Below are 12879 nucleotides of genomic sequence, written 5' to 3'. Positions count from 1 at the left end.
GCAATCCAGCCGGTGCCATCTCGCAAGTCTATCGAGGCGCCGACGGGGCGGGATCGAGCACTCCCGTGTCTCGACCCCGCCCCTCGGCTACGCTCCAGCCTCAGACGAGCGAGCGCAGCACGTACTGGAGGATCCCGCCGTTGCGGTAGTAGTCAGCCTCACCCGGCGTGTCGATGCGAACGATCGCGTCGAACTCGACAGTCTGCTTGCCCTCGGGCGAGAACTCGCTCGGCTCGGCCGTGACACGCACGGTCTTGGGAGTCACGCCCTCGTTGAGCTGCTCGAGGCCGGTGATACTGATGACCTCGGTGCCGTCCAGGCCGAGCGACTTCCAGCTCTCTCCGGCGGGGAACTGCAGCGGCACGACACCCATTCCGATCAGGTTCGAGCGGTGGATACGCTCGAAGCTTTCGGTGATGACGGCCTTCACGCCGAGCAGGTTGGTTCCCTTGGCCGCCCAGTCGCGTGACGAGCCAGAGCCGTACTCCTTGCCGCCGAACACGACGAGCGGGATTCCCTGCGCCTGGTAGTTCATGCTCGCGTCGTAGATGTACGACTGCGGGCCGCCCTCCTGGGTGAAGTCGCGGGTGTAGCCGCCCTCGACGATCTGACCGTCGTTGACGGCTGCCACGAGCTCGTTCTTCAGTCGAATGTTGGCGAAGGTACCGCGGATCATGACTTCGTGGTTGCCGCGGCGCGACCCATAGGAGTTGAAGTCCTTCTGCGCGACGCCGTGCTCGGCGAGGTACTGAGCGGCAGGTGTGCCGGCTTTGATGTTGCCGGCGGGACTGATGTGATCGGTTGTCACCGAGTCACCGAGGGTGGCCATCACGCGAGCTCCCCGAATGTCGCTCACGGGGGTGAGCTCCATCGTCATGCCGTCGAAGTACGGGGCCTTGCGAACGTAGGTGGAGTTCGGATCCCATTCGAACTGCGCGGCATCCGGCGTGGGAAGGCTGCGCCAGCGCTCGTCACCGTCGAACACCGTCGCGTACTGCTTGATGAACTGCTCCCGCGAAATGGACGAGTCGATGACCTCCTGGACCTCTTCGGTCGAGGGCCAGATGTCCTTCAGGAAGACGTCGTTCCCGTCCTGGTCCTTGCCAAGCGGGTCGGTCTCGAAGTCGAAGTTCATCGAACCGGCGAGGGCGTAGGCCACCACGAGGGGCGGAGAGGCCAGGTAGTTCATCTTGACGTCTGGGCTGATGCGACCCTCGAAGTTCCGGTTGCCCGAGAGCACCGCGGTCACCGCGAGGTCGTTGTCGTTGATCGCTGCCGAGACCTCGTCGATGAGCGGACCGGAGTTGCCGATGCAGATCGTGCAGCCGTAGCCGACCGTGTAGAAGCCGAGCCCCTCCAGCGCCTTGTCGAGGCCCGATGACTCGTAGTAGTCGGTGACAACCTTCGAGCCCGGGCCCAGGGTCGTCTTGACCCACGGCTTGCGCTTGAGGCCCTTGTCGACGGCCTTCTTCGCCAGAAGACCTGCCGCAAGCATCACCGACGGGTTCGAGGTGTTGGTGCACGAGGTGATCGCGGCGAGCGTGACCGCGCCGTTGTCGAGCAGGTAGCTCTGGCCCTCGGGAGTGGTCACCTTCACGGGCTTGGATGCGGCAGCCGGGCCGCCCGAAGAAATCAGGACATTGTGAACGTGGCCGTCCTCGTCACCGGGCTCCCCGCCCGGGTCGGATGCCGGGAACGAGCCCTGCGATTCGAGGTCGACGATGGAATCAGACGACGTCGGCGCGGCGTAGTTCAGGATGTCCTTCTCGAACTGCGCCTTCGCCTCGGAAAGCAGAATGCGATCCTGCGGGCGCTTCGGTCCGGCGATCGAGGGAACGACAGTTCCGAGATCGAGCTCCATGTACTCGCTGAAGACGAGTTCCCGCGCCGGGTCGTGCCACATCGCCTGCAGCTTGGCGTACGCCTCGACCAGGGCCACCGTCTGCTCGTCGCGGCCCGTCAGGCGCAGGTAGTCGAGCGTGACATCGTCGATGGGGAACATCGCAGCGGTCGAACCGAACTCGGGGCTCATGTTGCCGATGGTCGCGCGGTTGGCGAGCGGGACGGATGCCACACCTTCGCCGTAGAACTCGACGAACTTGCCGACCACGCCGTGCTTGCGAAGCATGTCGGTGATCGTGAGCACCACATCCGTGGCGGTCACGCCAGCCGGGATGGAGCCGGTGAGCTTGAAGCCGACGACCCGCGGAATGAGCATCGAGACCGGCTGGCCGAGCATGGCGGCCTCGGCCTCGATACCACCGACTCCCCAGCCCAGCACGCCGAGGCCGTTGACCATGGTCGTGTGCGAGTCGGTCCCGACGCAGGTGTCGGGGTAGGCGCGGAGCACACCACCGACTTCACGGTCATACACGACCTTGGCGAGGTGCTCGATGTTGACCTGGTGGACGATGCCGGTGCCGGGCGGAACGACCTTGAAATCGTCGAAGGCTGTCTGGCCCCATCGCAGGAACTGGTAACGCTCGCCGTTTCGCTCATACTCGATCTCAACGTTGCGCTCGAGTGCGTTTGGCGTGCCGAACAGATCGGCGATGACCGAGTGGTCGATCACCATCTCGGCAGGCGAGAGCGGGTTGATCTTGGCGGGGTCGCCGCCGAGGGCGGTGACGGCCTCTCGCATCGTGGCGAGGTCGACGATGCAGGGAACACCGGTGAAGTCCTGCATCACCACACGAGCGGGGGTGAACTGGATCTCAGTGTCGGGCTCGGCATCCGGGTTCCAGGAGCCGAGCGCCTGGATCTGTTCCTTCGTGACGTTCGCGCCGTCTTCGGTGCGAAGCAGGTTCTCCAGGAGCACCTTCAAGCTGAAGGGAAGCTTCTCGTACCCAGCGACCGAGTCGATCCGGAAGATTTCGTAGTCGGTCTCCCCGACTGTCAGTGTGATCTTGGCACCGAAGCTGTCAACGGTGGACATGTGTGCTCCTTCGTCGGCGGAGGCGGGAAGCCGGTCGCTCCCCATCTTGTTCGTCAGCATCAGACCCTGCCAGCAAGGCGAGCCTTACCGGCCCTGACGCGGAAAAGTATCTTGATGTCAAGATAAATGCTATCACTCGGTGCGTCGCGGATACAGCGCCCTGACCACCAGCCACGTCACGGCGATGAGGGGGGCGAACAGCGGTATCCCCATCAGCAGCTTGGTCGTTCCAAGCGCGGTGACGTCTCCCGCGAAGTACAGCGGGAGCTGAACGATGAGGCGTGCAGCAAAGAGGGCGGCCCACGCAATCGACAGCCAGAAGAAGACCCGGCGCTTGCGCGGGTCACGGCGCCACGCCGTCCCTTCGCCCATCAGGAACCCGACGGCAAGTCCGATCAGAGACCACCCCACCAAGGCCGAGATAAGGAACGCTGATCCGTAGATGGCATTCGTGACGAAGCCGAGCACGAAGTTGTCTTCGGCTCTCCCGGTCCACAGCGCGAGCGCAGCTGCGGCCGCAGCGGCGATCAGACCACCGAGCGCGGCGTTCACCGACGAGCGGGCGACCAACCGCACCACCGTGAAGACCAGCGCGAGCCCCACCGAGACGCCCAGCGCCAGCACGAGGTCACTCGTCAGCGTGTAGAGGACGAGAAAGGCAAGGCTCGGCAGGACAGATTCGAGGATGCCGCGCCAGCCGCCGATCGCAGCCCACACGGCACGACCGGTTGTGACGTCTTGCGCCGGGTCCAGACCCGCGCGACGCGCAGCTTCGCCGAGAGCAGCGCTCACAGCATCCGAGACCCGGGGCTGCTCTCCGCTCACCGAGGGAGCTGCTGAATCATCGGGCTGCGCAGCATCATCGGCATCCGGGCGCGGAGTGCTCACGTGGTACCCGGGGCTGCGGGCATCCGAAGCGGAATCAGGTCGCGCGGGGGCATCGGGGTCGTGCCCCGTACCACGACGATCGAGCGGAACAGATCCTCGACCTGCGCTGCAGCGTCCACATCGGTGGCTGCGGCGCCACCTACCACGCCACGGAGGAACCACCGGGGACCATCCACGCCGACAAAGCGAGCGATGCGCTTGCCCGCCGACGGATCAGTGCCCGCCACAACGGGAACTTCGGCCAGGAGCTCTGGGCCGAGCGGGCCGTGACGCTCCTCGACGCGACCGCCCTGCTGGCGGATCTGCGCGCGGATCTGGTCCCGCGTCTCATTCCACAATCCTGTCGATCGCGGCGCAGCGAAGGCCTGGACCTGCAGCGTGGACCCGGCATAGTCAAGTCCGACAGCCACGATGCGCTTGGTCTGCTCCTCGACCTCGAGGCGCAGATTCAGGCCCTCGCGCGGCAGGATCTTGATGGCACCGAGGTCGATGTACGGGCGCACAGCTCGCGCCTCGGCCTCATCGAAGGGGCCCGACTGCTCGCGGTCCGCGGGAGCGGACTTGGCATCCTTTTCGGGCCCGTCAGTCGAGGCATCCGGTGAACCGTCGTCGATCTGCTCCGTCATCGCGCTACGCTCCGTCCCACACCGTCAACGCTACCCCCGACGTAGCCGGTCGATCCGAACCCGCCGTTGCCACGCACACTATCGGGCAGTTCCTCCACGGGGAGGAACCGGGCAACGGTCACCGGCATGATGATCATCTGAGCGATTCGGTCACCCACCGCGATCTCGTACGGTTCACGCGCGTCGGTGTTCAAAAGGCACACCTTGATCTCGCCGCGGTAGCCGGCATCCACGGTGCCGGGCGAGTTAACAACCGTGATGCCGTGCTTTGCGGCAAGCCCGCTTCGCGGAACCACAAAGGCCGCGTACCCATCCGGGAGGGCGATGCGAACACCGGTGCCCACGAGCGCACGCTCGCCCGGTTCGAGACGCACAGCCTCAGCGGCGACCAGATCCGCGCCGGCATCGCCCGGATGGCTGTACGTCGGCGGGTGGGCGGCGATAATGGGGATGTCCACGGATGGGGTCACGCAACGAGGGTAATGCAGAACACGATGGCGACGACGAGAGTGCAGACCGCGGCAGACTATCGAGAACGGCTGGGACCATCCCTGTGGGTGATCGTGTCTGCAGCGGTGGTGGCACCCATGGCAGCGCTGGTTCTCACACCTATCGACACCACCGTGGCGCTGGCCGTGGGCGCAGCGATCGGAGTCATCGCGATCGCCCTCCTGGTCTGGGCGAGTCCGGTCGTGCGGGTCGCTGACGGGCGCATCTTCGCAGGCCGAGCCTGGATTGAAGCTCGCTACCTCGGCGGACCCGTCGGCCTCACGGGTGAGGATGCGCGCTTCGCGCGCGGGCCGGGACTGGATGCGACGGCGTGGCACGTCATCCGCGGTGGCATTGACGGCGTCGTGGTCGTCCCGGTCATCGACCCGGATGATCCGGCACGAGCCTGGGTCATCTCGAGCCGGACACCGGACAGACTCGCTGCGGCGATTCGACGCGCTCGGGCCGTGCTCTAAGCGGCTCGGCCGCCACGCGCCCCGATCAGGCGGCGCACTCCTTGCAGATGATGCCGATCGCTTCCTCGTGGTCCACCTGTGAGCGGTGCTTCACCAGGAAGCAGCTGGCGCAGGTGAACTCGTCCTGCTGGGGCGGCAGAACCACCACGTCGAGCTCGAGGTCTGAGAGGTCAGCGCCTGGCAACTCGAAGCCCGACGGGTTGTCCGAATCGTCGACGTCGACCGAACCTGACATCTTGTCAGGGACCCGCTCCTTGAGCGCCTCGATGGACTCGCTGTCGTCGTCACTCTTGCGCGGTGCGTCGTAGTCGGTGGCCATTCTCTACTTCCGTTGCGTGATGCTGTGGTGCGGTGCTGCGGGGCCGCTATGGGCGGCGATAGTTTGCACGACGGATCGGGATTTAGCAAATGCTCGGTCCGTGTGTCGACGCCGACGAAACGAGCGGCACGCGATGGATATTCCCTGCCGCGGCGGTTCGGTGTGTCACCATGGGGCCGACAGGCCGCAGAGGCACGGGAGGAGCGTGGGATGGAACAGCTCAAAGTCATCGCAACGGAAGACGATCAGCTGATCCTCGCAACGGAGTCAGGCGACAGGTTTACGCTCGCCCTCGATGATGCACTGGCGTTCGAAGTCCGGCGTGCCCGGCGAGCCCGGGAATCTGACACCACGGCCGCCAGGCCAAGCCCCCGTGAGATCCAGACGCAGATCCGTGCGGGCCTCAGCGCGGAGGAAGTCGCGGAGCTTCTGGGGGCGCGGGTCGAAGACGTGCGCCGATACGAAGGGCCCGTCCTTGCTGAACGCGAGCACGTTCTCAGCCAGGCGCTGGCAGTCCCCGTACTCGTGTCTGCCGAACTCGAACCCGACGGTGAGTCGACGTTCGGCGCAGCAGTGCGTGCGAAGCTCGCCGAGGCTGGTGCGACCGCTGAACGGTGGACCAGCTGGAAGGACGGCACGGGCTGGGTCATCAAGCTCGAGTTCCGCACCGGCGACGTCGATCGCGACGCCCGGTGGGGATTCGACCCGCGGCGCACGACTCTGTCACCGCTGAACACTGATGCGACGCAGCTGTCGAGGCAGGGAGCCCTCCCCGACGGCCTCATCCCTCGACTCCGCGCCCTCGATCCCTCTCCGTCGAAGGATGACTCGCGATTCGACTCCGGAGCTTTTGGCCCGCGGCGCGACGATGAACAGACGCGCGACACAGAGCGGGCTGTTGAGCGCACGCCGGATCGGGCGAGCGCTGCAGTTCGCGAGGCTGCGACCAAGCGCGCGGCCGATCCCGTCGTGACCACCTCCCCCGAGACAGCGGATCTGCTTGAGGCGCTGCGCCGCAGGCGAGGCCAGCGCGAGTCCGCTCCGGAAGCCGGCGCCGATGAGGCAGAGCGCGCACCGGTTGCGCTCTTCGATGCGCTCGAGCCCGGCTACGACGAGGCCACCTCTCCGCCTGCGGCAGCAGCCGAGGAGGATCCCACCGACCTCGAGGCGACGCAACTGTCGTCATCCCGTCGGCGCGGTCGGGCGGCCCTTCCCACCTGGGACGAGATCGTCTTCGGCGCCCGCTCCGACGAGTAGCCCCGAGGACGCCGCGATCACGGTCAGGCGGCGTATGCGCCGGCTCGAAGCAGCGGAACGACAGATTCCTCGAGCGTCAGCGAACCGTGCTGCCCGACCATGCGCTGGGGAGACCGGTCGTCGAGCCGGTTGTCGTAGTAGGCGACCCGTGCTCTGGCTGCGACGAGAACGTCCCCGATCCGGTGGACCATGTCCAGGCTCACGGATCCGAAGACCCCGGCGGCGATCGCTTCGTCACGGGTCATGACCCAGGCCCGCTCGGCGTCGGCTGCCCGCCAGACACCGGCCACCGCATCCGCTGCCTGCGGCTGCGTATACAGATGCAGCATGCGTGGTTCGCCCGCGATGTCGGCGACCCCCTCGAGGCGTGGGTCACCGTCATCCAGGAGGACATGACGGCTCGCAGGCACGTCGATCATCCCGTGATCGGCGGTGATGAGTACGCCTACCGGGGGCGCTGCACGCGCGAGGTCGCGAAGGGCAGCATCCACGCGTTCGAGACCGTCGGTCCATGCCCCCGACTCCCAGCCGGCACGGTGGCCGATGCCGTCGAGTTCGGGAACGTACAGGTAGGTGAAGCTCCCCGGATGCTGCGCAGCGATCGCCCCGGCGCGGGCGATTCGTTCATCGAGATCCGAGACCCCGATGAACTCGGCACCGTCGGTGGTCGAACGGGTGAAGCCCGTGGTGGCGAACTCCGGTTTCGAGACCACGTAGACGGGCCCGTGCTGAGCCTGTGGACGGGTGAGCGGCGTCTGCGGCTGCCAATCCATCGGCAGATCGCCGTCTTCCCACCCATGCAGCAGGTTGGCAACGCGGCCCGTCGCGGGAACGCGCACGCGATACCCGAGCATGCCGTTGCGCCCGGGGGATGTCGCGGTGAGCAGACTGGTGAGCGCGCTCGCCGTCGTCGAGGGGAACGTCGTGCGCGCGACATCCCGTGGACCACCGACGCTCGCAAGAAACCTCGCGTGTCCAGATCGGGCCCGCAGCTGTGCCGCACCCACGCCGTCCAACAAGACCAGGACGGCGCTGCGAACAGGCCTCAGCCAGGTGCCCTCTCCACGCAGCGAACGAAACATCTCCGGCACGACGTCGGTGAGGCTCCGGGTTCTCGGCGAGTGCGCAGGTAGTGTGATCGGCATCCACGCCAGTCTCCCACGCGCCCTCTTCCCGCAGGGCGAGGTGCGTCCGTTCCAGCGTCCGAGGTTTTGTCATGCCGTCATCCCGTCCCCCCCAGCCCGCTGAGGTCGCCGAGCGGATCGAGGATGTCGACGTCGCAGCAGAGATGCAGGGCTCGTTCCTCGAGTACGCGTACTCGGTGATCTACTCGCGGGCCCTCCCCGACGCCCGCGATGGTTTGAAGCCGGTGCAGCGCCGCATCCTCTTCCAAATGGCAGACATGGGGCTGCGGCCCGACCGTGGCCACGTGAAGAGCTCCCGCGTCGTGGGCGAGGTCATGGGAAAACTCCACCCCCATGGCGACGCGGCGATCTACGACGCCCTCGTACGCCTGGCGCAGCCCTTTTCGCTGCGCGTGCCGCTGGTAGACGGGCACGGCAACTTCGGGTCGCTGGATGACGGTCCCGCTGCGCCCCGGTACACCGAGGCGCGACTGGCAGCCGCCGCGCTCGCGCTTACCGAGAACCTGGATGAGGACGTTGTCGATTTCATCCCGAACTACGACGGACAGTTCCAGCAGCCGGCGGTCCTGCCCGCAGCCTTCCCGAACCTGCTGGTCAATGGCGCATCGGGCATCGCTGTGGGTATGGCCACGAACATGGCGCCGCACAACCTCATCGAGGTGGTAGCGGCAGCCATTCATCTGCTCGAGAACCCCCAGGCCTCCGTCGAAGAGCTCATGGAATTCGTTCCCGGACCCGACTTCCCGTCGGGCGGCATCATCGTCGGACTCGACGGGGTGAAGGATGCCTATTCCAAGGGTCGCGGATCGGTCAGGACCCGCGCGAAGGTGTCGATCGAGTCGCTGGGCCCCCGACGCACGGGCCTCGTGGTGACTGAGCTCCCGTACCTCGTCGGCCCCGAGCGGGTGATCGAGAAGATCAAGGATGCCGTCACGTCCAAGAAGCTGCAGGGCATTGCCGACGTCACAGACCTCACCGATCGGCACCGCGGCCTGCAGCTGGTCATCGGGATCAAGACCGGATTCGACCCGAACGCCGTGCTCGAGCAGCTGTACCGACTGACGCCACTGGAGGACTCCTTCGGCATCAACAACGTTGCGCTTGTCGAAGGGCAGCCGCAGACGCTCGGCCTCAAGGAGATGCTCGAGGTGTACGTCGGGCACCGCATCGAGGTCGTGACGCGGCGCAGTCGGCACCGCCTGGGCAAACGACGTGAGCGGTTGCACCTGGTCGAGGGTCTCTTGATCGCAATCGTCGACATCGACGAAGTCATCCAGGTGATCCGCGCGTCCGACGACGGCGAGCAGGCCCGCACTCGCCTCATGGAGGTGTTCGACCTCTCCCAGCCGCAAGCCGAGTACATTCTTGAGCTTCGTCTGCGCAGGCTCACGCGCTTCTCGCGCCTCGAGCTCGAGCAGGAACGTGACGCGTTGAAGGCTGAGATCGCCGAGCTGGAGGCGCTGCTCGCGAGCGATAGGTTGATCCGCGCACAGGTCGCCACAGAGCTGGATGCCGCGGCCGAGGCTTTCGGTACGCCGCGCCGGACTCTGCTGCTCAATGGTGGACCCGTCGCTTCGCGCTCGTCGTCGAAGAAGCCCGTGGATCTGCAGATCGCCGATACCCCGTGCCGAGTGTTCCTCTCGGCTACGGGTCGCATGGTTCGGGCCGACCTCGATCCGCAGGCTACCGGTGGCGGGATCGTCTCGCCCACACGCCGGTCGAAGCATGATGCGATCCGTAGCGCCGCCGATGCGACAACCCGCGGCCACCTCGGGGCGCTCACCACCCGTGGACGCCTCGTGCGCTTCTCCCCCGTCGACCTCCCGTCGGTTCCCGGTAACGCGGTGCAGCTTGCTGCAGGGACCCGCGCAGACCAGTACCTCGGACTTGCGGGCGGTGAACACGTCGTCGCGATCGTTCCCCTGGACGGCGCAACCCCGCTCGCGATCGGTACCGCGCAGGGTGTCGTCAAGCGCGTGCTGCCGAGCGAAATCGCCGCTCGTGACGAGATCGAGATCATCGCCTTGAAGCCCGGCGACGCTGTCGTCGGCGGGGCGCTGGCTCCCGATGACGCCGAGCTTCTCTTCGTCACCGACGATGCGCAGCTGCTGCGTTTCGACGCGAGCGCCGTGCGTGCTCAGGGACGCGCGGCCGGCGGCATGGCCGGTATCCGCTTGGGCTCGGGCGCTGCTGTCATCGGCTTCGCCGTGATCCCAGCCGCGGATGCTGCCGAGGCAGTCGTGGTGACGGCGGCGGGAAGCGCAGGCGCGCTGGCCGGTGCAGACGTGAGCTCTGGCAAGGTGTCGCCGCTGAGCGAGTTTCCCCCGAAGGGTCGCGCAACCGGCGGCGTTCGCGCGCACCGGCTCCTGAAGGGTGAAGACCGGCTGGTTCTGGCCTGGGCGGGGTCCGACCCGCGCGCCGTAGCGCAGGACGGTGCAGCACGAACCCTGCCGCCCGCCGGCGCCAAGCGCGACGCATCCGGGGTATCGCTGGAAGCCGGCGTCGCCGCGATCGGCACCGTCGTCCGCTGAGCCCGATCGCCTCAAGGCGTCGCTCAGGCGTCGCTCAGGCGTCGATGCGCTCGCGAGCGAGCCGGTCCGACGACTCGATCAGAAACTCGCGCCGCGGCGCGACGTCATTGCCCATGAGCAGTTCGAAGACGGATGCCGCGGCTTCGGCATCCTGAACCCGAACGCGACGCAGGGTACGACCAGCGCGATCCATCGTGGTGGTCGCGAGCTGCTCGGCATCCATTTCACCGAGGCCCTTGTAGCGCTGAATGGGCTCCTGCCACGTGCGGCCGGCCTTGGTCAGCCGGCTCAGCAGACCATGGAGCTCTGCCTCACTGTAGGTGTAGAGCGTCTCGTTGGGCTTGGACCCGGGATGCTTCACGATGACGCGGTGAAGCGGCGGAACGGCGGCAAACACTCGGCCTTCTTCGATCAGTGGCCGCATGTAACGGAAGAAGAGGGTGAGCAGGAGCGTACGGATGTGAGCGCCGTCGACGTCGGCGTCGCTCATGAGGATCACCTTGCCGTAGCGCGCCGTGCTGATGTCGAACGAGCGACCCGATCCGGCACCGATGACCTGGATGATCGATGCGCATTCCGCGTTGGAGAGCATGTCGCTGATCGACGCCTTCTGGACGTTGAGGATCTTCCCGCGAATCGGAAGCAACGCCTGATACTCGCTGTTGCGCGCGAGCTTGGCAGTGCCCAGAGCCGAATCACCCTCGACGATGAAGAGCTCAGAGTCGGCGACGTCGTTCGAGCGGCAGTCCACCAACTTGGCCGGAAGCGACGATGACTCCAGCGCGTTCTTGCGACGCTGCGTCTCCTTGTGCGCGCGGGCTGAGATGCGAGCCTTCATCTCGGCGACGACCTTGTCGAGCAAGAGCGACGTCTGCGCCTTGTCGTCGCGCTTGGTGGAGGCGAATCGTGCCGCGAGCTCGCGGGAGACCACGGTCGAGACGATCTGGCGCACGGCCGGGGTGCCGAGGACCTCCTTCGTCTGCCCCTCGAACTGCGGCTCGGGAACCCTCACCGTGAGCACGACTGTGAGCCCCGCCAGGATGTCGTCCTTGTCGAGCTTGTCGTTGCCGACCTTCAGCCTGCGCGCGTTCTGCTCGACCTGGGCGCGAATCACCTTCATCAGGCCGGCTTCGAAGCCTTGCTGGTGCGTGCCACCCTTCGGCGTCGCGATGATGTTCACGAACGATCGCATCGTGGTCTCGTAGCCGGTCCCCCACCGAACCGCGACATCGACCTCACACGATCTCTCGAGTTCGGTCGGAACCATGGTCCCGGATGCCTGGAGCACGGGAACAGTCTCGGTGAAGGTACCGGTGCCCTGCAGTCGCCAGGTATCGGTGACCGCGGCATCCGGAGCGAGGAACTCCGCGAACTCCGAGATCCCGCCATCGAAGCGATACTCCGTCGTGAGCGGCGCCTCGGGGTCACGTTCGTCGGTGATCGTGATCGATAGGCCCGGCACGAGGAACGCCGTCTGGCGCGCCCGCTGCTGCAGGTCCTCAAGCGAGAACGCCGCGTCACGAGTAAAGATCTGCCGATCGGCCCAGTACCGAATGCGCGTTCCCGTGACACCCTTGGCAACCTTCCCGACCGCACGAAGAGTGGAACTCTTCTCGAACGGTGTGAAGGCAGAGTCAGGCGTGGGGCCCGCGAACTCGCCCGGCTCACCACGGTGGAACGACATCGCCCACGTCTTGCCGCCCCGGTCGACCTCGACATCCAATCGCTCCGACAGGGCGTTGACGACTGACGCTCCCACGCCGTGCAGACCGCCCGAGGCGCTGTACGACCCAGAGCCAAACTTTCCGCCGGCGTGCAGCTTCGTGAACACGACCTCGACGCCCGACAGCCCAGTGCGCGGTTCGATGTCGACCGGAATCCCGCGGGCACGGTCTCGCACTTCAACGCTTCCGTCGGCATGGAGAACGATCTCGATTGTCGACCCGTGCCCGGCCAGTGCCTCGTCGACGGAGTTGTCGATGATCTCCCAGAGGCAGTGCATCAGACCGCGCGAGTCGGTCGATCCGATGTACATTCCAGGCCGCTTGCGGACGGCCTCGAGGCCTTCAAGCACCTGAAGATGATGGGCGGAGTACTCGGAGGTCACAATCGTTCAGACTACGCGCGGCCCCATCGATCGGCCGGCAGGCACGCTGCGCTGCGTACCCGCGTACGCGCTCAGCGAAATGTGACCCGTTCGCGGCATACCCGAA

The 12879-nt window shown here is 66.3% G+C and carries 10 protein-coding genes; 3 read left to right on the top strand and 7 right to left on the bottom strand.

Annotated elements, in window-relative coordinates:
• Positions 1 to 100: 100 nt before the first annotated feature.
• The 4 genes from BGO47_RS09295 to dut form a co-directional block, all read right to left on the bottom strand.
• Positions 101 to 2935: an aconitate hydratase gene (locus BGO47_RS09295; RefSeq protein WP_292711076.1), complete on the bottom strand. Its 2835-nt coding sequence runs from the start codon at positions 2933 to 2935 to the stop codon at positions 101 to 103.
• A 132-nt stretch (positions 2936 to 3067) separates the two neighbouring features.
• Entirely contained in the window at positions 3068 to 3760 is a 693-nt protein-coding gene (locus BGO47_RS09290; RefSeq protein ID WP_292711170.1) for a DUF3159 domain-containing protein, read from the bottom strand.
• Positions 3761 to 3819: 59 nt separating this feature from the next.
• Positions 3820 to 4449, bottom strand: coding sequence for a DUF3710 domain-containing protein (locus BGO47_RS09285; RefSeq protein WP_292711073.1), 630 nt, complete (start codon positions 4447 to 4449; stop codon positions 3820 to 3822).
• Complete coding sequence (gene dut / locus BGO47_RS09280) at positions 4446 to 4919, bottom strand: dUTP diphosphatase (protein WP_292711070.1); 474 nt, start codon at positions 4917 to 4919, stop codon at positions 4446 to 4448. Before dut ends, BGO47_RS09285 begins: the two co-directional genes overlap by 4 nt.
• A gap of 24 nt (positions 4920 to 4943) precedes the next feature.
• Between dut and BGO47_RS09275 the strand changes: the two genes are divergently transcribed.
• Positions 4944 to 5414, top strand: a complete 471-nt coding sequence (locus tag BGO47_RS09275; RefSeq protein ID WP_292711067.1) for a DUF3093 family protein — start codon at positions 4944 to 4946, stop codon at positions 5412 to 5414.
• A 25-nt stretch (positions 5415 to 5439) separates the two neighbouring features.
• Here the strand turns inward: BGO47_RS09275 and BGO47_RS09270 are convergent, their stop codons facing one another.
• A complete protein-coding gene (locus BGO47_RS09270; protein WP_292711064.1) occupies positions 5440 to 5733 on the bottom strand; it encodes a DUF4193 domain-containing protein in 294 nt (97 codons plus the stop codon).
• Between the two features lie 210 nt (positions 5734 to 5943).
• Between BGO47_RS09270 and sepH the strand changes: the two genes are divergently transcribed.
• A complete protein-coding gene (gene sepH, locus BGO47_RS09265; RefSeq protein ID WP_292711061.1) occupies positions 5944 to 6990 on the top strand; it encodes a septation protein SepH in 1047 nt (348 codons plus the stop codon).
• Positions 6991 to 7013: 23 nt separating this feature from the next.
• Here the strand turns inward: sepH and BGO47_RS09260 are convergent, their stop codons facing one another.
• A complete protein-coding gene (locus tag BGO47_RS09260) occupies positions 7014 to 8135 on the bottom strand; it encodes an alkaline phosphatase family protein (RefSeq protein ID WP_292711058.1) in 1122 nt (373 codons plus the stop codon).
• 71 nt (positions 8136 to 8206) lie between these two features.
• Here BGO47_RS09260 and BGO47_RS09255 point away from each other — a divergent pair, with 71 nt between their 5' ends.
• The gene (locus BGO47_RS09255) at positions 8207 to 10666 is read left to right on the top strand and encodes a DNA topoisomerase IV subunit A (protein WP_292711054.1); all 2460 of its coding nucleotides are present in this window, start codon (positions 8207 to 8209) and stop codon (positions 10664 to 10666) included.
• A 34-nt stretch (positions 10667 to 10700) separates the two neighbouring features.
• Here the strand turns inward: BGO47_RS09255 and BGO47_RS09250 are convergent, their stop codons facing one another.
• A complete protein-coding gene (locus BGO47_RS09250; protein WP_292711167.1) occupies positions 10701 to 12776 on the bottom strand; it encodes a DNA topoisomerase IV subunit B in 2076 nt (691 codons plus the stop codon).
• Positions 12777 to 12879 lie beyond the last annotated feature (103 nt).

The organism is Microbacterium sp. 67-17 (genome assembly GCF_001898325.1).
GTDB lineage: Bacteria > Actinomycetota > Actinomycetes > Actinomycetales > Microbacteriaceae > Microbacterium > Microbacterium schleiferi.
Note: the sequence above shows the minus strand (reverse complement) of the source record. Positions and strands in the feature narration are given on the sequence as shown.